Source organism: Corynebacterium sp. S5S1, assembly GCF_001913985.1.
GTDB classification, from domain to species: Bacteria; Actinomycetota; Actinomycetes; order Mycobacteriales; family Mycobacteriaceae; genus Corynebacterium; species Corynebacterium marquesiae.
In genome coordinates this window covers 30,234-50,028 of record NZ_MKXT01000019.1, presented here as the reverse complement: position 1 = coordinate 50,028, position 19,795 = coordinate 30,234, and the positions used below count along the sequence as shown (strand labels likewise).

General features: G+C 60.7%; 21 protein-coding genes. 8 read left to right on the top strand and 13 right to left on the bottom strand.

Features of this window, described 5'->3' with window-relative positions; genetic code table 11:
* Window positions 1–60: 60 nt before the first annotated feature.
* Genes BKN05_RS07775 through BKN05_RS07755 form a run of 5 tightly spaced genes read right to left on the bottom strand, consistent with a single transcriptional unit; the run spans window position 61 to window position 8,391 of the window.
* The gene (locus BKN05_RS07775) at window positions 61–3,240 is read right to left on the bottom strand and encodes an ATP-dependent helicase (protein ID WP_286688354.1); all 3,180 of its coding nucleotides are present in this window, start codon (window positions 3,238–3,240) and stop codon (window positions 61–63) included.
* Entirely contained in the window at window positions 3,233–6,340 is a 3,108-nt protein-coding gene (locus BKN05_RS07770) for an ATP-dependent helicase (protein WP_286688367.1), read from the bottom strand. The genes BKN05_RS07775 and BKN05_RS07770 overlap by 8 nt, the downstream gene beginning before the upstream one ends.
* Window positions 6,341–6,372: 32 nt before the next feature.
* Window positions 6,373–7,158 (bottom strand): hypothetical protein, encoded by a 786-nt coding sequence (locus tag BKN05_RS07765; protein ID WP_286688353.1) that lies wholly within the window; start codon window positions 7,156–7,158, stop codon window positions 6,373–6,375.
* A gap of 9 nt (window positions 7,159–7,167) precedes the next feature.
* On the bottom strand, window positions 7,168–8,106 hold the full coding sequence (locus tag BKN05_RS07760; RefSeq protein ID WP_286688352.1) for a DUF3152 domain-containing protein: 939 nt from the start codon (window positions 8,104–8,106) through the stop codon (window positions 7,168–7,170).
* 60 nt (window positions 8,107–8,166) lie between these two features.
* Window positions 8,167–8,391, bottom strand: a complete 225-nt coding sequence (locus BKN05_RS07755) for a DUF3107 domain-containing protein (protein ID WP_005322370.1) — start codon at window positions 8,389–8,391, stop codon at window positions 8,167–8,169.
* Window positions 8,392–8,462: 71 nt separating this feature from the next.
* Between BKN05_RS07755 and BKN05_RS07750 the strand changes: the two genes are divergently transcribed.
* Both BKN05_RS07750 and BKN05_RS07745 read left to right on the top strand, forming a co-directional pair.
* The gene (locus tag BKN05_RS07750) at window positions 8,463–9,788 is read left to right on the top strand and encodes a DEAD/DEAH box helicase (protein ID WP_286688351.1); all 1,326 of its coding nucleotides are present in this window, start codon (window positions 8,463–8,465) and stop codon (window positions 9,786–9,788) included.
* Window positions 9,785–11,023 carry an Rv3212 family protein gene (locus BKN05_RS07745; protein ID WP_286688350.1) on the top strand — a complete coding sequence of 413 codons (1,239 nt, stop codon included), beginning with the start codon at window positions 9,785–9,787 and terminating at the stop codon, window positions 11,021–11,023. The genes BKN05_RS07750 and BKN05_RS07745 overlap by 4 nt, the downstream gene beginning before the upstream one ends.
* Window positions 11,024–11,095: 72 nt before the next feature.
* Here BKN05_RS07745 and BKN05_RS07740 read toward each other — a convergent pair whose 3' ends face one another.
* Window positions 11,096–11,584 (bottom strand): hypothetical protein, encoded by a 489-nt coding sequence (locus tag BKN05_RS07740; protein WP_286688349.1) that lies wholly within the window; start codon window positions 11,582–11,584, stop codon window positions 11,096–11,098.
* 497 nt (window positions 11,585–12,081) lie between these two features.
* Here BKN05_RS07740 and BKN05_RS07735 point away from each other — a divergent pair, with 497 nt between their 5' ends.
* Together BKN05_RS07735 and BKN05_RS12700 are read left to right on the top strand one after the other, a co-directional pair.
* Window positions 12,082–12,342 (top strand): WhiB family transcriptional regulator, encoded by a 261-nt coding sequence (locus BKN05_RS07735; protein ID WP_005322377.1) that lies wholly within the window; start codon window positions 12,082–12,084, stop codon window positions 12,340–12,342.
* Between the two features lie 73 nt (window positions 12,343–12,415).
* The gene (locus tag BKN05_RS12700; protein WP_100067784.1) at window positions 12,416–12,490 is read left to right on the top strand and encodes a 50S ribosomal protein bL37; all 75 of its coding nucleotides are present in this window, start codon (window positions 12,416–12,418) and stop codon (window positions 12,488–12,490) included.
* Between the two features lie 266 nt (window positions 12,491–12,756).
* On the opposite strand, the gene BKN05_RS07730 is transcribed toward BKN05_RS12700, so the two are convergent.
* Together BKN05_RS07730 and BKN05_RS07725 are read right to left on the bottom strand one after the other, a co-directional pair.
* Window positions 12,757–13,029, bottom strand: a complete 273-nt coding sequence (locus tag BKN05_RS07730) for an anti-sigma factor (RefSeq protein WP_005326557.1) — start codon at window positions 13,027–13,029, stop codon at window positions 12,757–12,759.
* Window positions 13,029–13,631, bottom strand: coding sequence for a sigma-70 family RNA polymerase sigma factor (locus BKN05_RS07725; protein ID WP_005326558.1), 603 nt, complete (start codon window positions 13,629–13,631; stop codon window positions 13,029–13,031). Before BKN05_RS07725 ends, BKN05_RS07730 begins: the two co-directional genes overlap by 1 nt.
* 37 nt (window positions 13,632–13,668) lie before the next feature.
* Between BKN05_RS07725 and ybaK the strand changes: the two genes are divergently transcribed.
* Window positions 13,669–14,172: a Cys-tRNA(Pro) deacylase gene (gene ybaK, locus BKN05_RS07720; RefSeq protein ID WP_049378769.1), complete on the top strand. Its 504-nt coding sequence runs from the start codon at window positions 13,669–13,671 to the stop codon at window positions 14,170–14,172.
* Here the strand turns inward: ybaK and BKN05_RS07715 are convergent.
* Window positions 14,158–14,805: an SOS response-associated peptidase gene (locus BKN05_RS07715; RefSeq protein ID WP_286688348.1), complete on the bottom strand. Its 648-nt coding sequence runs from the start codon at window positions 14,803–14,805 to the stop codon at window positions 14,158–14,160. The two genes, ybaK and BKN05_RS07715, sit on opposite strands and share 15 nt — an antisense overlap.
* Here BKN05_RS07715 and aroA point away from each other — a divergent pair.
* Both aroA and rsgA read left to right on the top strand, forming a co-directional pair.
* A complete protein-coding gene (aroA, locus tag BKN05_RS07710; protein ID WP_286688347.1) occupies window positions 14,804–16,105 on the top strand; it encodes a 3-phosphoshikimate 1-carboxyvinyltransferase in 1,302 nt (433 codons plus the stop codon). The genes BKN05_RS07715 and aroA overlap by 2 nt on opposite strands.
* Window positions 16,098–17,123, top strand: a complete 1,026-nt coding sequence (gene rsgA, locus BKN05_RS07705; protein ID WP_225745812.1) for a ribosome small subunit-dependent GTPase A — start codon at window positions 16,098–16,100, stop codon at window positions 17,121–17,123. The genes aroA and rsgA overlap by 8 nt, the downstream gene beginning before the upstream one ends.
* Here rsgA and BKN05_RS07700 read toward each other — a convergent pair.
* Genes BKN05_RS07700 through BKN05_RS07690 form a run of 3 tightly spaced genes read right to left on the bottom strand, consistent with a single transcriptional unit; the run spans window position 17,120 to window position 18,311 of the window.
* Window positions 17,120–17,368: a hypothetical protein gene (locus BKN05_RS07700; protein ID WP_225745813.1), complete on the bottom strand. Its 249-nt coding sequence runs from the start codon at window positions 17,366–17,368 to the stop codon at window positions 17,120–17,122. The genes rsgA and BKN05_RS07700 overlap by 4 nt on opposite strands.
* Window positions 17,369–17,385: 17 nt before the next feature.
* The gene (locus BKN05_RS07695) at window positions 17,386–17,901 is read right to left on the bottom strand and encodes a DUF6912 family protein (protein WP_396334661.1); all 516 of its coding nucleotides are present in this window, start codon (window positions 17,899–17,901) and stop codon (window positions 17,386–17,388) included.
* Window positions 17,901–18,311: an HAD-IA family hydrolase gene (locus BKN05_RS07690; protein WP_225745814.1), complete on the bottom strand. Its 411-nt coding sequence runs from the start codon at window positions 18,309–18,311 to the stop codon at window positions 17,901–17,903. Before BKN05_RS07690 ends, BKN05_RS07695 begins: the two co-directional genes overlap by 1 nt.
* 176 nt (window positions 18,312–18,487) lie before the next feature.
* Between BKN05_RS07690 and BKN05_RS07685 the strand changes: the two genes are divergently transcribed.
* The gene (locus tag BKN05_RS07685) at window positions 18,488–18,871 is read left to right on the top strand and encodes a hypothetical protein (protein ID WP_286688346.1); all 384 of its coding nucleotides are present in this window, start codon (window positions 18,488–18,490) and stop codon (window positions 18,869–18,871) included.
* Between the two features lie 22 nt (window positions 18,872–18,893).
* Here BKN05_RS07685 and BKN05_RS07680 read toward each other — a convergent pair whose 3' ends face one another.
* Window positions 18,894–19,712 carry a hypothetical protein gene (locus BKN05_RS07680; RefSeq protein ID WP_286688345.1) on the bottom strand — a complete coding sequence of 273 codons (819 nt, stop codon included), beginning with the start codon at window positions 19,710–19,712 and terminating at the stop codon, window positions 18,894–18,896.
* Window positions 19,713–19,795 lie beyond the last annotated feature (83 nt).

Here is a 19,795-nt window from a genome sequence, read left to right as displayed (position 1 = left end):
CTTTTCTGGTCTCGAATGGTTACTCAAGAGATTGCGCGCTTACGCAACCGCCCACATACCTTAGCCCTTGTGGTACTCAACTGACGATTCAAGGAGTTTCTTCAGCTCTTCCCCACGCGGCAGGCGGGCAGGCTCAAAGGTATAGCCATCGTGCACATAATAGAACGCTGCACGAATCCTTTCCTCGCCGTGGATGCGGCGCCAGGCCTCTGCATACACCGCTAGCTGTATCTTGGCAGCATCCATGGCTTCTCCCTGGGGTGGGCGGCCGGTCTTCCAGTCCACCACCATCCAGGTGCCATCCTCCAAGCGGAATACCGCATCCATGCGCCCGCGCACCACGGACTCACCAATAGTGATTTCAAAGGGCGCCTCCACGTGCTCCGGTTGACGCTCGGCCCACTCGGAGTTCAGGAAGGCCTGCTTGAGCTCTTCCAAATCGAAGTCTTCCGGTTCATCGATTCCCGGAAGTTCTTCCTCGCCCAATAGCGCCGGGCTGCCGAAGCGGTCCTCCAGCCACGCGTGGAAGGCGGTACCGCGCTTGGCATAGGAATTCGGCTTAAACGGCACGGGGCGGCGCTGCCTGCGGGCAAACTGAAGCGGGTCTGCCCGCAGCGCAACCATGTCAGAGGCGGTCAGCTCGCTGGGTAGCTCAACGTCTACCACCGGCTGTTGCAGGGCCTTATACTCCTCAATGAGAGCGCCAGCTTCCTGCTCCCATAACTCAAAGGTTTCACCCCGGCTCAAATCTGGGAGTTCCTCCATTGCTGCAAGGACTAGGTCCGCACCGGCGACTGCCTCTGGGCTAGCCTCAAGCGCTGGGAATTGTGCGCTCTCCCCAAAATCATCCTCGGAAGGCTCGTCGGGGACGGACCACTCCACCACGTACTGCGGGAATTGCTCTTTCAGGCGCTCTAGGTATTCATAGGGAACCTTCTTGTTCTTTCCATTGGCGTTATTGGTGCCCGAGCCGGTAACGGTCAGGGTAGATTCGGTACGCGTCAGCGCCACATAAAAAAGGCGCGCCGATTCTTCCGCCTTGATGGCGCTATCTGCTTTCTTAAACTCCTCGCACGCGTTTTGGAAATGCGAGCGCTTTTGGGCATCCTCCGGGACCTCAATATAGTCATCGTCTCCCGGGACCTTATCGATCCTGGACAGGAAGGTCTCTGCTTGTGCGCTATAGCTAGACGAATCCGCATGCACCACGCAGACGTGTTCCCATTCCAAGCCCTTGGCCTTGTGCGCGGTCATAATCTGCACGCGGTCAGTGGCCGCGGGAACCTCGCCAAGGTCTAGGCCATCTTCCTTTTCGAGCGCTAACGCAAAGTAATCCAAGAGCGCATACAAAGAATCACCGTGGAAGCCCGCGACGATATCGGCAAATTTATCCAGATGTGTCGCGCCCCCTGCGCTTCCACGCGCAAGGACTTCGGTGCGGATATTAAACAATGCTTCAATATCGGCGAAGATATCCACCAGCGGTTTGGACAGAGAATAGGTGCGCAGGTGTCGCAGTTTGGCAGAAACCTCTTCCATACGGGCGAGGCCTTGCGGAGTATAGCGGTCTCTCTCACCTAGATCGGCCAAGGCGTCGGCAAGGCCGACGCGCTGATCCGGCTCCTCAGCGGTGACATCTTCCAACTGCGCACGCAGGTAGTCTTCCGGGTCCATCCCCGGCTCCCAGCGCAAGCGCTCCTCCCTCGCGCCGGCCAGGTTTCGTTGGCGGGAAGCAAGCGCTTGAATATCACTAATTCCCAGGCCACAGATGGGCCCTGCCAGCACCCGCACTGCCGCAGGCAAGTCTTCTGGGCGCACGAGCATGGTGGCAATAGCTACGAGGTCCTGGATTTCTGGCTGCCACAGCAGGCCACCGAGACCAATGATCTCATTGGGTACGCCCGCTTTGTCTAGCGCCGCAGCGATGGGGGCGGAGTGCCTATTTTTACGCACCAAAACAGCCGCGCTGAAGGTATCTCCCTCGCGCTTTTCCCACTGCTCTTTCAGGTACTCGGCAACGAATTCACGCTCGCGAACTTCGCTGTCGAAGTACGCCAACTGGATGTCGCCTTCGCCCTTATGCGGGGCGGCAGACAGCTCGTCCACGGGACGTTCAACGCCTTCGAATACGCCCTCCGCCACTGAGTTAGCCAAGTCCAGCGCACCAGAGGGGTTGCGCCAAGAGGTGGTCAACTGGTCCTTCGGAGCGGGTGTGCCCGGCGCGACCGGGAAGTCCTCCACGAAGGCAGTGAGGTTTTCAGAGGTCGCACCACGCCACCCGTAGATGGCCTGCATTGGATCACCCACGGCCGTCACAGAAAGATCCTTTTGCTCCCCTCCGAACAGGCTTCGTAGAAGCACGCGCTGGGCATAGGAGGTGTCTTGGTACTCGTCTAGCATGACGACCTTATAGCGCTGGGATTGTTGCTTGCCCACCACAGGATGATCGCGCGCTACGCGGGCAGCGACGGCCATTTGCTCGCCGAAGGTGATGACTTGTCGCTCGGATTGTTCCTTTTTCAGGGCCTCCAGCAGCGGCACGTACTGCACGCGGCGCTCCTGTGTTTGGATATAGCCCAGCAGCGTCTTTGAGTATTCGGGGCCATTTTTTTGAGATTTATCGAGGTTATCGATGTCCGCCCGAAAATCGCGAGCATGCTCGGCGATGTGACTCGTGTCCTTGAGCCCATTATCGATGTCTTGGCTGAATTTCAGCAGGGTCTCGGTAATCGTGGCTAGGGCGCGATCATCCTCCAGCTGGCCGGTGTAATTGCGCACCACATCGTAGGCCAAGGAATAGCGCTCGGCCTCGGTGATGATGCGTGCGGTGGGCTCTACCGGAACCAAGAGCCCGTATTCACGGACGAGTTCTCCCGCGTAGGAGTCATAGGTGGCTACCTTCGGCGCGATGTTTTCTAGCGCTTCTGCCACCTCGCCGCCTGGCGGGATGAGGCCGGAATCGCGCAATTTAATCAGCTGCCGCCGGATGCGCTGCTCCAGCTGTTGCGCGGCCTTACGGGTGAAGGTCAGGCCGAGAACCTGCTCCGGGCGCACATAGCCATTGGCCACCAGATATACCACGCGCGAGGCCATGGTTTCTGTCTTTCCGGCACCAGCGCCGGCAACCACGAGTTTGGGGCTAAAGGGGCCTTCGATGACATGGGTTTGTTCCTCGGTAGGCGGAAAGTCCTTGCCCAAGGCTGCAGCGATCTGCTGTGGGGAAAAATTGCTCTTAGGCATCGGTAGTCATCCTTCCTTCTTCCTGCACGGGGCAGATGGAGCGAATTGGGCACTTATCGCAGTCTTTATTGGTGCGCGCTGTGATGCGCGGGCCGCGCATCTCTTCGACCAGCGGGGGTAGAAGTGCGGCGAATTCTTCCAGGGCCTCCGGCGATTTATCGCTTTGCCAAATCTCACCAATCTTTTTGGTGGTCGCACCCGGATACACCAGCACACCGCCCTGGCGCGGCATGCCTTCGCCGTCGTGAACCTGGTGGCCGTCAAATGCGCCATGGGCAAGCGCGAGCTGATAGGTCATCAGCTGCACATGGTCCTCGCCCTCTTTCTTAGCTGGCGTGCTTCTACCCGTCTTGAGGTCCACCACCAAGTAATTTCCCTCTCCATCGCGAAGCAGACGGTCCATATAGCCGCCGATGCGCACCTCCTCGCTGACGCGTACGCCTACGGGGATTTCCACACCGGCAAGCTCTTGATTGACCTCGGATTGGCGCGCCCATTCCCGGGCGCGGTCCAACAGGGTGGAAAACTCATCGAGCTTAAAACGCAATTGCCACTGCGGTACGTCCTGAATGCGCTCGAAAGCCTCCATCACCAATAGCTTGGCCTTTTCCGCATCCATCCCGCGGCCAATGGCTTCAAAGAAGGCGTGCGCCAAAGTACCGCGGAGCAGGTGCTCCTCGGTGCTTGGGTCCTCGGTCACATTTCCTAGCACGGCCTTGAGCGGGCAGTTGAGTAATGCTTCCACCCGGGAGGGTGACAAACTGTCGCTGGTATGCAGCGGCAGTTCAGCTGCAACGGAGCGCGCAGACCACCACTGCTCCGGGTGGGCGCCAGGGATATCGGCTGCCGCTAGCCGAGCGAGTTGGCGCGCTGCTTGTTTGCGCTCAACCTCACCGGATTCCGGATTGGTAACTACGCGGCGCAATTGTGCGACAAAGGCCGGCACGGACAGCACCGCCACATCGAGGGGATCCACCTCGAGCCCGTCGCGCAATGTCACGGGTGCGGGTTCGGGCACATCGAGGCCCAGTTCGCGCGGGAGCTGGGTGCGACGCAGCGCCCGCTTTGCTTGCCGACGCCCAGCCTGGCCGGGCACGTCCACACCACGGCCAGCGAATTCGCTAATGAAGCGCGAAGGCTCAGAGACCGTATCACCTTCCGGGTTTTCCACAGCGGCAATGAGCAGGCGCTGTCGGTGACGCGTGGTAGCGACATGGAAGAGTCGACGCTCCTCTGCCAAACGGGAGGCAACGTGGCTGACGGGGGTATCGGGATCAATATCGTGGTCGAGGAGATCGATGAGATCTTCTTGACCAAAGATGGAGCCGGTCTCCCCTAGCGAAGGCCAGCTTCCTTCCTGCGCGCCGGCCACGATGACGGTATCCCATTCGCGGCCCACGGCGCCGTGTGCAGTCAGGATCTCTACTGCCTGCGGAATAGCGGTGCGGCGGTCACGCACACCGGTGGGAAGTTCCTGTTCGGTGATATGCGTCAGGAAGGCACGCAGCGAGGAATCAGGGCGGCGCTCGACGTAGTCACCTGCGGCGTCAAAAAGCGCCATCATTGCATCCAAGTCGCGGTCGGCCTGCGAGCCGGTCGCACCACCGCGCAGCGCCGAAGCCTGCAGGCGGTTATCGAGCTCGGTTGCGCTCCACACAGCCCAGAGGACCTCCTCCACCGAGGCCCCGGAGGCGAGTGCGTCCCGGCCGGCGCTTAGAACCGCGCGTACACGCTCCAGAATGGAGTATTCGTGCTCAGTAAGTTGCCCATTAAAATCTGGAAGCTCGCCATAGAGAAGACCGCGAAGGCTATCGATGCCCCGGGTGGTGGAATCCCAGCGGCGCAGACCGCGGATAAGGCGGCGCAGGGTGACGGGATCGGCGCCACCCACGGGGCCGGTGAGTAATTCTTCCAACTCCGAGTTTGATAGGTCTTTCTCCAAGGCACGCAGGGCGAGCAGCACGGCGGAAACCAAACGCTGTTCGGCTAAGACGACGTCGGTAGGGCTAATGTGCACGGGCACGCCGGCGGCCAAAAGAGTGCGGCGCATCTGCCCGATATCACCGGTTGAACGAACGATGACGGCGATATCGCGCCAGGCCACGCCGTCTTCTAAGTGGCGGCGGCGCACAGTATTGGCTACGACGTCACGCAGCCTGCCCTCCGAATCCACGATGGAGATGCACGCCGGTGTGGGTGTGCGGTGAGGCTCGGTGAGCTCGATGTCGTGGTCAGCTGGGAAGTCCCGCAGGAAACGCGAGCTAGCACCGCGGAAGGCATAGACGGACTGATCGGCATCGCCGCCCACCACCACGAGATCCGCCTGCGGGGCCATTTCGCGAATGAGCTTGCCCGCAGTGGGATCAAGCAATTGCGCATCATCGACGATAATGGTGCGGAAGGGGTGCTCGCGCAGGAGCTGGGGGCGCTGAAGAACTGCGGTCACCAATTCCGCAGCGGAATAGGAATGAGCGCGGGAAAGAAGCTGCACGTGTTCGTACTCGCGCAGGAATTCACCCGCCGCGGACCACATGGGGCGGCCGTGCTCGGCGCCGAGGCGCTCTAGGTCGCCCGGGCCCAGGCCGCGTTCAATGGAGCGCAAAAGGAAATCGCGCAGCTGCCGGGCGAAGCCCACATATTCCAGCGCGGGGCGCATTTCCGCGGGCCACGAGCCATGTCCGTCTTCTGCTTGGCCAGTGAGCAGCTCGCGGATGACGGCGTCTTGCTCCGCACCGGTGATAAGTCGCAGCTCCTCCTCGGCCGCTGTGCGCAGCAACGCGAATGCGAGGGAGTGTACGGAACGCACCATGGAGGTCTGTGCGGCGTAATCCTCGAGCCGCTCAGAGAGCTCGCGGCGCAGCCGGGCGCCGGACTCCTTTGAGGGAGCGATAACGAGGATGCCAGAGGGATCCGCGCCGGTCTCCCGGGCTTTATCCAAGGCATGAATGACGGTATCGATAAGGAAGCTGGACACACCGGTGCCGGCGGCACCGGTTACCTTCCAGCTACCGGATTCGGGCAGGTCAACAGGCCAACTGCGGGTCGTGGCGGACTGGGTACGGGGAACGAGGCGCACCTGCGGGGACGGTGGAAGGACCACTCCCGCACGCGCGGTGGAATGGGGGTCGTAACTCACCGCTCCAGTATGGCAGATGCCCGCGACACCAGATGCTGCTCCACCCGCTCAATGTGCGAACGCGTGTTTGAACGCGAGGCGGGGTGCAGGTCATTGATGTGTCGGCGATACGACACCGCGCGCAACAGCAATTCCTGCATACCGAGTACGTGACTGAAGCGCTGGCAAATCCCATCATCAACAGCCTGGGCAATGAGCCCGTCCACAATAACCAAAGCGGCGGTCCAGCCGGCTGGGCGTGGGGATTCGCTCGGCACAATCTCCACGATGCCCGGCGGGTTGGAGCCATGGTAAACCGTGGTGGTGAGAAGAGCGGTGTGGGCGGGGATAAGGGGGACGTCGGCAAGCAGTGCTGGGCGATAAGCCTCGCCCGTTTCCTCCCAGGCGGCGCGCTCTGCGCGAGCGAAGGCATCGCTGCGCTGCCCGTTGGGAAGGGGTACCTCGGCTATAGCCGCATCCAAGCGCAACGCCATCTGTGCGGTTTCATCAATTCGCCCGCGTACTTGGCCCGGAATAAACTGGGTAGCCTTCCACCCAGCGGCCGTGTGCCGGCCATCGCTCGACAGCACCGGCCGGGAAACGCGGGCCCCCTGCACGCTGAGGCGCTCGCGCACCTTGGCGGACCAGGCGGCAAACGGACCGGCCTGGGAATAGACCACGTCGCCCACCTTGATGCCGTTATCCCACACCGGACCCAATTGATCGCCCTGCGCGCGGCGGGTACCAGTGGCACCGGTTTCCGCGTGGAAGGCGCTTAAAACATGCTCTGGGGGAAGCGGCATCCTTAACTCCTATTCGGGTTGGTGGGGATCCTTATTATCCGGATTCGGATAAGGCCACGGGTTAGGTGAGCAGGTCACGTCCTCATCAGGATAGACCTCGCTGGGCTTGCGATCGTGCAATTTTTTGTTGTTAAGGTCCAAGGTCTGCTGCATCATGATCGGCGCTAGCTTGCCTTGGCCGCCACACGGCTGGTGGGCCGCATAGCCAATGGCATGGCCCAGCTCGTGGTTAATGACGTACTGGCGATAATTGCCCACATCGCCTTCAAAAGGCGTGGCGCCGCGCACCCAACGGGCCTCGTTGATAATGGTGGTGGACTCTCCAGTAATGGTGGTGTGGCAGGAGGTTTCCGTTTCAATCTTCTCGCCGCAGCGCTCTGCGGCGGTGCCGAGCGAGGTCAGCTGGATGCGGGTATCCGGTTCCGCATCGGCGGCCACGTGCTCGAACTCGAAGTCCTTCTGTGCGGTCCAGCCGCGCGGGTCAGACAAGGTGGCCTCCACCATGGCGGCAAATGACTCATCGCCGCCATACGGTGCGGTGTTAAGACCATCTTCTACCTCGATGGAATAGCGCACCTTTTGCTCGCCGCCCTTACCCGTGACGGCGCCAGGCTCACCTACCTCGTGGAAGGTGCCCTTGCCCTGCTTGGTATAGGAGCCACCGGGCGGCATCTCGCTGATTTCCCGCTTGACCGCTGCGGCACCGGCAGGATCAGGGCCTACCTTCTCCGTACTCGTTGGGGCAGCTTCGCTAGTGGCTTCCGCCTTTTCTTCAGAGGAAGAGGCGGTGGCGATATCGACGATGAACCAAATGGTCAACGCGATCATGAGGGGGATAGCCACCACGCGCCACCAGCCATATTGACGCGCAAACCGGACCACCGCATTGGGGTGGTCCGGCGCATGGCCCTGGCTCCGGTGAGCGTGGCGATTCTCCCTTTTTTCCATGGGGCCTTAGGTTACCCGTTTGTATTTAAAAAAGCTGAATCAGCAGCCCTATGCGCTCGCCTAGGCGCCGGCGAATCCCACGGCGTGCTTCTTTGCAATGCCGACCTCGACGTAGACCACGCGGTCAGTGCGCACGAGGTACTTGCGGCCCTTGTCATCTTCCAATTCCAGGGTGGAGTTATCCGCCAGGGCACTGTTGATCTTCTGCGTCAGCTCGGCTTGGTCACCTGCAGCGCTAATGACCAGCTCGCGAGCGGTATCCGCGAAGCCAAACTTGATATCCATGAAGATTCCTCCTCTAACTAGAGTTTTATTGTCAATGGCCCCACTATAACCATCCCGGCTACTATCAAGGTGTGTCTGACATAAAATCCCAGCCACCGAGCTTCGCGGAACTCGGCGTTGCGGCCGAAATCTGCGATGGTCTCGCCACTCGTGGCATCACGCGTACTTTTGCAATCCAGGAATTAACCCTGCCCATCGCGCTATCTGGCCAGGACTTGATTGGCCAAGCGCGCACTGGCATGGGCAAGACCTATGGCTTTGGCGTGCCGCTTTTGGACCGCGTCTTTGATGACGCCGATATCGACGAGCTCGATGGCACCCCGCGCGCCCTCGTGGTGGTCCCTACCCGCGAGCTTGCCCAGCAGGTCACCGAGGACTTACAGGTGGCTGCCGCCCACCTGCCCGTGCGCTTAGCCTCCATTTACGGCGGCCGTCCCTACGAGGAACAGATCAAAAAGCTCAACAAGGGCGTAGATGTCATCATTGGCACGCCTGGCCGATTGATCGATCTCCACGAACGCGGCGAACTGCAGCTAGATCGCGTGGCTATCTTGGTGCTCGATGAGGCCGACGAGATGCTGGATCTGGGCTTTTTGCCCTCGGTGGAGGCTATCCTCAAGGCACTCGATGGCAATGCCCACCAAACCATGCTCTTTTCCGCCACGATGCCGGGCGCGATTTTGACGCTTGCCCGCCGTTTTATGGAAAAACCCATCCATATCCGTGCCGAATCCGGCGAGCAAGAATTCACCCATTCCTCCACTCGCAAGGTCACCTTCCAGGCCCACCGCATGGATAAGGTTGCCGTTGTCGCCCACGCCCTGCAGGCCGCCGACCGCGGACGCACCATCATCTTCGCTCGCACCAAACGCGCGGCCGCCCAGCTGGCCGATGACCTAGCCCGGCGCGGCTTCCATGTGGGCGCGGTCCACGGCGATCTGGGGCAAAAGTCGCGCGAGAAGTCGCTCCATGCTTTTCGCACCGGCCAGGTGGATATCTTGGTCGCCACTGATATTGCCGCCCGCGGCATCGACGTTGATGATGTCACCCACGTCATCAACTATCAGGTTCCGGATGATCCGATGACCTTTGTCCATCGCATCGGCCGCACGGGTCGCGCCGGCCATACCGGCACCGCTATCACCATGGTGGGCTATGATGAGCTGGCCAAATGGCAGGTTATTAATGATGAGCTGGATTTGGGTGAGCCGAATCCGCCGCAGTGGTTCTCCACGTCCCCGGAGCTGGCCCAGGCGCTAGACATCCCCGCGGAGGTAGAGGAAACTGTCGGCCCTGAGACCAAGGTCGTGGGCCAGGTGCCTGTCCGCGAAAAATCCCCCACCCGTACCACCGCGCGCCGCGGCAGCTCCCGGCGCCGGCGAGGAGGCCGCCGATGACTAAAGCTCCCATTTTGCGCTCAACGCCCGCCGATTGGAAGGCTACCGGCATTATTGCCGTGGTCTGCGCCATCGCGGTCGGTGGGGCGGCTATCACCGCCAATATTAATCAGGCGCATCTGAGCCAAGCGGCCGTTCCTGGGGATAAGGATGCACCCGCGCTTGCCGACGTCCCCGATGCCCTCCACGAGTCCTTCAGCCTCCCCAATGAACCAGTACCCGGCCAATACCGGGCAGTCTCGGCACACGGACTGACCATCACGCACGCCGATCACACGCTCACCGCCACCAACCCGGATGGCTCCGAGGCGTGGACTTATGAGCGCACGGACGCGGATCTCTGCTCGCTGTCTACTGCGTGGGGCAAGATCGTGGCGTCGTATAAAACCGGCGTGGGCTGCGGGGATACCGTGGCAATTGAAGCTGCGACTGGCGAGTATGACAGCACCCGCAGCGCCGTCAACTCGGAAGAGGTAGTACCCGTTTCCTCTAATGACCGGGTAGGAACGGTCTCTACCGACCGCATTGATCTGTGGCGCTCCGATTTGGTGCGCACCGTGGAATACGGTGACGTGGAGGCAAAACAGGAGCCGGACAAGCAACCGCATGAGGACTGCACCATTAGCTCCGCGCTTACCCGTACCGAGAATTTGGCACTGACCGAGTCCTGCCCCGATAAGCCGGGCACCACCTGGCTGCGCTTCCAAGACACCACCCCTGATGATTCCCGTGAGCCCGATATCGCTGCCGATGTGGACATAGCTACCGACGGCGCCCGCCTTATCGCCGTGGGACAAAAGGCCGCCGCCGTCTACCGCCCAGGACCGAATCCCACGATTGAGTCCTATGACAATAAGGGCGAAAAGCTGGACTCTACTTCGGCAGAGCCTTCTCCAGACATTGACGCAGGCGCCTCCCCGTTCGCCCCGGCAACCGCGGACCTGCCGCACCATATGACCTGGTTTGATGGCTCCCGCCTCTACCTTTTTAAACCGAGCGACCTCGCAGTGGATCACGTGGTGGACGATGCCATCGGCACCCCCATCGCCGTCGCCAAGCACATGTTGGTACCTACCCAAGCAGGCATTGCTGTCATGGATTGGTCCACCGGCAAAACCCTGCGAACCATCCCGGTTGATCGCGGCAGCTACCACGGCCCCGTCTACCTCACCTTGGCGGGAGACACCATCGTGGAAACCCGCGGCGATCAGGTCGTGGGCCTAAGCGCCGATTAACACCCTCCACTACAGAAAGGGCCGCGCCTTCCGGATTTACCCGGGGCGCGGCCCTTGTGCGTGGCAACGAATTTAGAAGTTTGCTGCCGCCCACTCGGTGGAAGCGCGGACGAACATCAGTAGGAAAATGACTACTGCGGCGCTCGCCAAGGTCACCGCACCAAGAAGCGGCGATCCGCCGCTAAACATCTGGAAGGAGCTCGCCGCCAAAATCAGCTCCACCAAAATAATGGCTCCCCTACCCCAGCGCTTTCCCCTGACCATGGCCCAAGCACCGACAATGACAAAGCCAAAGACAATAAAGATAAATAGCGCGGTGCCCAGCCCCACAAAGCTCCCGGAGCCAGAGTCCGAGACCATGGAACCATTTTCTGCGCCGGTCACCTCACGCACAATCAGAAAGATACCGAAGCAGATGACGGCGATGGACTGAACCACGGCGAGCGCTGCGGCCACGAGGACCGGCTGTGGCGCGCCCTGCTGGGCCTTCTCCTCACGCGCCGGCTGCGCGGAGGAAACACTTTGCTTTTTGTTTACCTGCTTTTTCTTCTGCTTAGACACAAACCCACAGTCTACTCACCGGTCAACGACATTTCTTTGTGCGCCACTCAGGTTTCGTGGGGGCAGGAGTTAGCCGGGCAGATTTGACGCTTCTTCAGTCACCACACTCAAGGATTTTTGGACAATACTCCAGTTCAGCGAGTTTCTCACAGGGTTCTTTCAACTCATACGCCACGCTAAATGACCCCCACACTAGTTTCATTCACGTGAGGTTGACCACAATTTTGCCTCTACCCCTAGCGGAGTCTGAGTAAACATGTCATGATTCTGGGGTAGCAAAAAGAAAGAGGACGTAAACCTCTTCTTAACTTGAAGGAAACTTCAAGTAACCACAATGTGAACCATTGGCGGCGGCGACGCTGGCCCGACCTCGAGACCGGGCCCCACTGCACGCAGACCAGTTCACACAACCACCCACCCTGGCATTGGTTGCTTTTCATTTTCATGAAAAGCGCTTGTGCTTACTGCTGTCGAATTTTTGTTAGGAGATATCAATCATGGATTGGCGCCACGAAGCTGTTTGCCGCGACGAAGACCCCGAGCTGTTCTTCCCAGTAGGCAATTCTGGTCCTGCACTTACCCAAATCGCTAAGGCCAAGCTGGTCTGCAACCGCTGCCCTGTTGCCTCTTCCTGCCTGAAGTGGGCGCTGGAATCCGGCCTGGACGCCGGCGTCTGGGGCGGCCTGTCTGAAGAGGAGCGTCGCGCCCTCAAGCGTCGCCGCAACCGCGGCCGTGGCCGCGCTCGCGTTTCCGCTTAATAAACGGCCCCCAATTTTCGTTTCGGCGCCCTTAGCCGCTACAGTTGAATAAAGTTCAACGAAGGAGTGCGCAATGAGCAAGCGTGGTCGCAAGCGCAAGGATCGCCGCAAGAAGTCCGCTAATCACGGCAAGCGTCCTGGCGCATAACGCACAGCATTACTCAAAGCCCGGTTCCCTCGGTCACTTCGACCGTAGAACCGGGCTTTTGCTATGTCAGACGCACATCGATGTCGTCTCCTAGCTGCCCACTTGACCACTCCGTGCCTTAAGTCCAATGTGATCGGGCCGAATTGAACACATTGGGGTCTCAATTCGGCCCTTCCGCCCTCAATTCGGCCCGATCAGTATGGACTCAAACAAAAAGTTGAAAGATCATGAGACCAGACCCCACCACAGCGGGTGAGCAACAGTGCCTACCACGCCGTGTCGATGCGAGTGATTTCTACGGAAATGCGGCGGCGCAGCGCCTGCGGCGCCTTAGCCTGGCCGTTACAGCAGTTGCGCACTAGGGAGCGGATAATCTCCTCGCTCTCGAGGCGCTGCTGGCAGAAATCGCACTGGGCGATGTGCTCGCGGATAGCGAGTGCGCGGGCATAGGTAGTCGATTCATCGAGAAGCTCGCACAGGAGGGCCTGTACCTCTGGGGAGCTACACGCACCACAGTTGTGTTCCGTTGCGCGGTCCATTACTTCTCCTCCATGTCTGGGTGTTCTAATCCAATGCCTTGTTCTCGTGCCACGTCTTTCAACGCTTTCCGGAGCAATTTTCTTCCCCGGTGCAACCGGGACATCACCGTGCCCAGTGGAGTATCCATAATTTCTGCAATTTCTTTATACGCCAGGCCCTCTACATCCGCGTAGTACACCACCATCCGGTAGTCATCGGGCAGGTCATTCATGGCCTCTGAAATGGTGGCATTTGGCATGTCCTTAAGCGCAGCTACCTCGGCGGATTCTAGGCCAGTGGAATCGTGCCCAGCAGTGGTATAGAGCTGAAAATCGCTCAGGTCATCGGCCGAGGACTCAGTGGGCCGGCGCTTCGCCTTGCGGTAGGAGTTGATGTAGTTATTGGTCATGATGCGATACAGCCAAGCCTTAAGGTTTGTACCTTGCTTGAAGGAATGAAAGGACTTATAGGCCTTGAGGTAGGTCTCCTGCACGAGGTCCTCAGCATCTTGCGGGTTGCGCGTCATGCGCAGGGCACCGCCGTAGAGCTGATCTAGCAGGGGCAGCGCTTCCGCTTCGAAGCGGCGCTGCAGCTCCTTTTCGCTGATTGTTTCTTTAGCCACAATTTCTATCCTAACGCGTAGCGCTAGAATCCCAGGCATGTCCAAAAAGTCCCCGCATGCAGCCACCCCAGCGCTCAAAGTCGTGGAAAACGCCGGCGTAGGCCACCATGTGTACACCTTTGAGGCGGGCAAGGATCACTTCGGCGATCACGCCGCGGCGGCCCTCGAGGTAGAGCCGGAACGCGTGCTCAAAACCTTGGTCATCGATTTAACGGCAGGCAAGGGGCCCAAGCGGAAGTTGGCGGTGTGCGTAATCCCTACCACCCACCACCTGAGCCTTAAGAAGGCCGCGGCCGCCCACGGCGTTTCTAAGGCCGCCATGGCGGATCCGCATGACGCGTCCAAGTCATCCGGATATATTCCCGGCGGCATTTCCCCACTGGGACAGAAGAACCCGCTGCCCACGGTCATTGAGGAAACCGCCGTGCTTTTCGATACCGTCTTTATTTCCGGCGGGCGCCGCGGGCTAGATATCGAGCTCAATGCGGAGGACCTCGCAGAGCTGTGCTCTGCTAGCTTTGCCGATCTACTCGCCGAGTAGCTCCGGATAATCGTTGGATACGCTGCCCACAGCCTTGTCGGCGGGGTTGGTGTGGAAGCCACGCAGGGGCGTCGGCAAGAGCAGCTCAGCGGCTTCTTCGGGGCTACCCTCCAGCCAGGTACGCATTTCTTCGGCCGCCAAGAAGCGTGGCAGGCGGTGGTGCAGCCACTCCATTTCTTCCGTAGCTGCAGTGGTGACAATCGTGGCAGACAGGCGGTCTAGGCCGGTGTCCCACAGGCCTGCCGCCCACAACAGGCCTTCTTCCGCGCGGACGAAATAGGGTTGCTTGCCGCCTTCTTCTTGGTGCCATTCGTAGTAGCCGTTCATGGGGATAAGGCAGCGCTGCCCTTTAAAGGCATGCCGGAAGGAGGGTTTGGTGGCCACCGTTTCCGCCCGGGCGTTAAACAGCGGCGGGCCGTCCAGGTCCTTCTTCCAGTTCGGCAGCAGTGCCCACCGCGCAGGGTCGACTTGGGCGAGACTTTCGCGCACGCGCACCATCGCCACCGGCTGGGTGGGCGCAATATTGCAGCGCGGGCCTGGGGTGCCTTGTGGGGCATGGATCTCAGTAATTCCGGGCAGCGCTCCCACCTCATCAAGAAGGGACTCGGTAAAAAGAACGAATCTTCCGCACATGCCCTCTATTATGGACGATATGTCTCAACCATGGTCCGCCCCGCAAGCGGCAGGCCCCATTACGTGGGCCCAGCACGTGCCGGGCTCGAAGTCTATTACCAACCGCGCTTTCATTCTGGCGGCGTTGGCCGATGGCCCTTCTACCCTGCGCGCGCCGCTCGTCTCGCGCGATTCGCAGCTGATGGAAAAGGCCCTGGAATCTATGGGCGTGCGCTTCGAGCACGACGGCGAGGATATCCACGTCACCCCAGGCCCGCTTAAGGGTGCCACGGTGGACTGCGGCCTGGCCGGCACGGTCATGCGCTTTATCCCGCCGGTTGCGGCCTTGGCTGAGGGCTCCGTGCTTGTCGACGGCGACGAGCAGGCCTACGCCCGCCCCATGTCCACCACCCTGGATGCACTGCGCCAGCTCGGCGTCGAGGTGGACGGCGATAGCCTGCCTTTTAGCGTGTGCTCGCACGGAGCGCCGGAAGGCGGCGAGGTTACCATTGATGCCTCTGGGTCATCGCAGTTCGTCTCCGGACTTTTGCTGGCCGGTGCGCGCTTTGCACAGGGCATTACCGTCACCCACAAAGGCGCTCCCCTGCCCTCCATGCCGCACGTAGAAATGACCGTGGGCATGCTGCGACAAGCGGGCGTGTGCGTAGACTCCGGCGAGAATACGTGGACCGTGCACCCCGGTCCGATCGCAGGCCGAGAGTGGACCATCGAGCCGGATCTCTCCAATGCCACGCCCTTCCTTGCCGCCGCTGCCGTCACCGGCGGCCGCGTGACCATTAAGCGCTGGCCTGCCAATACCACCCAGCCGGGCGACGCCATTCGGCATATTTTGGTGGATATGGGTGTCATGGTCACCCAAGAGCCGGGCTTTGTCACTGCCAAGGGCGCCAAAGACGGCGCGCTGCAGGGCATCGAGCGCAACATGGGCGATATTGGCGAGCTCACCCCCACCGTCGCGGCATTGTGCGCCCTAGCAGACACCCCCTCTACACTTACCGGCATAGCACACCTACGCGGCCACGAGACCGACCGCTTAAAGGCGCTGGCAGATAATATCAACGCCCTCGGTGGCAAGGTCACCGAGCTTGCCGACGGCCTGCACATCGACCCCGCCCCTCTCCACGGCGGGGAGTGGCCGTGCTACGCGGATCACCGCATGGCCACCGCGGGCGCGATTATCGGCCTGCGGGTACCGGGCGTAGAGGTAGAAGACATTGCCACCACCGCGAAGACCCTGCCCGGCTTCGACCGCATGTGGGAGACGATGGTGGACCCCGAGCAACAGGAGAGCAATGGCTAGGCGTTTCGGTTCTTTCGATGAATCCGACGTGCGCGTGCGCCCCGGCAAGGGCTCGCGGCCGCGCACTAAGGACCGCCCCAAGCACAAAAATGCCAAGTTCGGCATGGTCATAACCAAAGACCGTGGGCGCTGGGGCGTCGCGCTGGATGATGGGCCCCGGGTTACCGCCATGCGCGCCCGTGAGCTGGGCCGCACTGCCATCGAGGTGGGCGACCGCGTGGGCGTGGTGGGCGATACCTCCGGCAAGAAGGACACCCTAGCGCGCATTGTGAAGCTGGAAGAGCGCACCTCGGTCCTCCGGCGCACGGCCGATGATACCGACCCTTATGAGCGCATCGTGGTGGCGAATGCGGACCAGATGCTCATCGTCACCGCCGTGGCCGATCCGCCGCCGCGCTCTGGGTTTGTCGAGCGCGCCCTCATCGCTGCGTTTGTGGGCAATATCCACCCCATCCTGTGCCTGACCAAAACCGATCTCACGGATCCTGCCCCCTTTGCGGCCGAGTTCGCCGATCTTAATGTCACGGTGGTGGAAGCCGGCGTCGAAGACGGACTTGAGGCGGTGCGCGACCACATCGACGGCCACGTCACCGCGCTCATCGGACATTCCGGCGTGGGTAAATCCACCCTGGTCAACCGACTGGTACCGGATGCGGATAGGGAGACAGGGGAAGTATCGGGCGTCGGCAAAGGCAGGCACACCTCCACCCAATCGGTGGCGCTCCCCCTCCCCGCCGAGGATGCATTCACCGGCGGCTGGATTATCGATACCCCAGGCATTCGTTCCTTTGGCCTCGCACACGTGGATGCCGATGACGTGCTTGGCGTCTTTGAAGACCTTGCCGCAACCATCGAGGACTGCCCCCGCGGTTGTACGCATATGGGCCCGCCTGCGGATCCAGAATGCGGCCTCGATGACCCTGCACTTATCCCCCCTGATACCGCCAGTGCGCGGCGGCGCGACGCGGTGCGCGGCCTACTCGAGGCCCTGCGCACCAACGTGGACTGGGAAAATTAGAGGTGGAAGCCGGTATCGGCAATAAAGCCGAGCAGGACATCAATGATGCCAAAGACCACATCGAGGATCTGGCCCCAGGTGCCCTGGGACGAGGTCTCTAGCAGTGCTAGCCACGGAGTGGTGGGCACGGCGTCGGCAGCCGCATCCGCAGCTGGGGTGGTATCTGCCAGGGCTGCCGGCGCGGCACTGAGGGCTGCGCCGGCGGTAACGGTGGCCGCAGCGATGTTCTTGAACCGCTGAGTCATATCGTCTCCTTGAGTATTTAGAGCAGTTCTACCAGGAACGGCAGCTCGGTGGGGTGATAAAAGGCCATGAATTTATCCAGTGCATCGCCTACAGCCAGCTCCGCATCCTCATCGCCAAGGTCTGCGGTATCGATAGCCTCGATGGCCTTCGCTGTGGTGTCCTCGGACTCTGCAATATCCACGTGGATGGCCGCTAGGTCATCCTTGCTGAACTGCGCGGGCTTGAGCTCTACCACCGGCTCGCCCATATCCGGGCGCGGGGTGAGGACAGAATCATCCAAGTCTACTGAGATAACCACGCGGCGGTGCGGGAACTTCTCTTCATCGCCAATGGCCAAAAGGCGCATGGAGGCCATAGAGGCCTCGAGGAATGCTGAGTAGGCGATTTCTTCTTCATCGCCCTCGGTATAGAACTCCTGCAGCGCAGGGGTCACCATAAAGCCCCAGCCGGAGCGTGCGGACAGGGAGCCGGTTTCTTCCAGTTCCGCCAGCATGGCGTAGGTCGCGGGGATATAAACGCGGGCTTTAGCCACTAAAATTCACCTTCAATATCGAAGACTGCCTGGATTTCTACAGAGACGCGATCAAAGCTGGTGTACAAAAAGCCCACCATGCCGGATTCCACAGCGGCGCGCACGTTGAGGATGGAATCATCGATCATGACGCAGTCATTGAGCGGCAGCTCTAGGGCATCTGCGGCCGCCTGGAAAGCAGCGGTCTCAGGCTTTTCCGCCCCCACCTCGCCGGAGAGAACGACTGCGTCGACGTTGCCGCGGTACTCCCACTCGCGGATGTGCTCCGCGCCTGGTCCGCCTGGGTCATTGGACAGGATGGCGGTTGCTGCGCCATTTGCCTTGGCGGCGGCCAGCAGCGCCTTCCAGCGGCGGTTGTCTTCTTCGGTGCCATCAAGGACGCCGACATAGTCAACAATTAGACCACGCATGTACTTAAATCCTTTGGTTACGATTCTCTTTAACTCCCCGAGAGTATAGCGAACCGCGCGCGCATTCGCGCCTACCCCTTTCAGGAAACCCTCAGAAATGGCGGGCTTGGGGCGGGCATGAGACAATTATCACGCGTCCGCCTCCTGCCCTTATGCAGGAGCATTACTTCCCCACCATGTACCAGCCCATTCCTGGCTACTCGCACCTCAAACTCTTCATTGCGCCCCACCGCGTGCGCTATGGCCGCTTGCCGACGTCCGCGGAAGTCGCCGCCCAACACCGCATCCAAGGCTGGGTAGTCTTCGCGCTCGAGGTAGCCGCCGGCTATCGCCCGCTAGCCCACCTCAATTCCGCGCGCTATTCGGATGCCATCCGTCTACACATTGGCTCGTGGGTCCGCCGGCGCACAAGCCCCTACGCCACGGACAAACTGCAATTGACCAGCCTGCACGCGCGGCCCAATGGCGAGTACTTTGGCTCCGCCTACATAGGCCAACAGCAGCATGCATTTACTGGCTCGGCGAGCCCCACCGGTTTAACGTCATTCCGCTTGCTTTAGCCCTGCGGGCAGGGCTTGGCGCCTAGGAAAAGAACTGGCCCAGGTGAGAAAGAATCTCGGACCAGTTGAGTGCGGACCATCCGAATCCGGCGGCGCTGGCCAGCGCCGCTAAACCGGTGGCCAGAAGGCCGCCTTCAAAGGCGGATAGACCGGAAGGCTCGTTCGCCGTCGCATTCGTGCGCACGGTTCCCACAACATGGTGCGACGCGGCGGCCTGCTCCAAGGGCGCATTGACCTGCTTGGTAATGGTGACAATATCGCGCAACGCCGACGCATAAGCCGGAAACTCATCTGGGAAGGCGGAGCCTGTATCCCCGATGGTCAGCAGCTGGGTACGCGGAGAGGTCGCCGCGTGGCCGGCGGGAATCTGCGGCACATCCTTGGTGAATTCACCCAGCTCGGCGCGAATTACCGCCTGGGCATAGTTGGCGCCCAGCATGTCGAGGTAATCCAGTACGGCCGCTTCGGTGTACTGCTTGCCGTCTAGGGATTGCGGCCGTCCCTCTGGCTCCCACGGGAAGTCCAGCGGCGTGGAATAAATATTGCCATCGGTGCGAGCTGTATTGAGCCGGGCTTTGCCAAAGTAGTACTCGAAGGCGGCGTCCGCCTTATCCTGAGACAAAATTCCATCGGCCACCAATGCTTCCTTGCGCTGGGTAGCAATGGCCAGGATGGCCGCGGCTGCGTTATTCTGCTCAATTTTTTCGCCCGAATCCAAAATGATGCGCAACGAGGTGGCAGACTCACGCTGCATCTCATAGGCCACGGCCGGCGTGGCGCCACCGAGCAAGGTGGCAGACAGGAGCGTCGTAATACCGAGACGCAAAGAGCGGCGGCGCATCGTCAGTGGAGCTCCTCACAGGAAATAAGCAGAATGGACAGGTTTCTTATATTCTACTCATTTTTTCCTGAAAAGAAACCCGC

Excerpts from the sequence above, each read along its gene's own strand:
- BKN05_RS07735 (WP_005322377.1), top strand. The coding sequence starts at position 12,082 with ATGGATTGGCGCCACGAAGCTGTTTGCCGCGACGAAGACCCCGAGCTG.
- BKN05_RS07685 (WP_286688346.1), top strand. The coding sequence starts at position 18,488 with ATGTACCAGCCCATTCCTGGCTACTCGCACCTCAAACTCTTCATTGCG.
- BKN05_RS07775 (WP_286688354.1), bottom strand. The coding sequence starts at position 3,240 with ATGCCTAAGAGCAATTTTTCCCCACAGCAGATCGCTGCAGCCTTGGGC.
- BKN05_RS07765 (WP_286688353.1), bottom strand. The coding sequence starts at position 7,158 with ATGCCGCTTCCCCCAGAGCATGTTTTAAGCGCCTTCCACGCGGAAACC.
- BKN05_RS07690 (WP_225745814.1), bottom strand. The coding sequence starts at position 18,311 with ATGCGTGGTCTAATTGTTGACTATGTCGGCGTCCTTGATGGCACCGAA.
- BKN05_RS07755 (WP_005322370.1), bottom strand. The coding sequence starts at position 8,391 with ATGGATATCAAGTTTGGCTTCGCGGATACCGCTCGCGAGCTGGTCATT.
- BKN05_RS07700 (WP_225745813.1), bottom strand. The coding sequence starts at position 17,368 with ATGACTCAGCGGTTCAAGAACATCGCTGCGGCCACCGTTACCGCCGGC.
- ybaK (WP_049378769.1), top strand. The coding sequence starts at position 13,669 with ATGTCCAAAAAGTCCCCGCATGCAGCCACCCCAGCGCTCAAAGTCGTG.
- BKN05_RS07730 (WP_005326557.1), bottom strand. The coding sequence starts at position 13,029 with ATGGACCGCGCAACGGAACACAACTGTGGTGCGTGTAGCTCCCCAGAG.
- aroA (WP_286688347.1), top strand. The coding sequence starts at position 14,804 with ATGCCCTCTATTATGGACGATATGTCTCAACCATGGTCCGCCCCGCAA.
- rsgA (WP_225745812.1), top strand. The coding sequence starts at position 16,098 with ATGGCTAGGCGTTTCGGTTCTTTCGATGAATCCGACGTGCGCGTGCGC.
- BKN05_RS07715 (WP_286688348.1), bottom strand. The coding sequence starts at position 14,805 with ATGTGCGGAAGATTCGTTCTTTTTACCGAGTCCCTTCTTGATGAGGTG.
- BKN05_RS07680 (WP_286688345.1), bottom strand. The coding sequence starts at position 19,712 with ATGCGCCGCCGCTCTTTGCGTCTCGGTATTACGACGCTCCTGTCTGCC.
- BKN05_RS07760 (WP_286688352.1), bottom strand. The coding sequence starts at position 8,106 with ATGGAAAAAAGGGAGAATCGCCACGCTCACCGGAGCCAGGGCCATGCG.
- BKN05_RS07745 (WP_286688350.1), top strand. The coding sequence starts at position 9,785 with ATGACTAAAGCTCCCATTTTGCGCTCAACGCCCGCCGATTGGAAGGCT.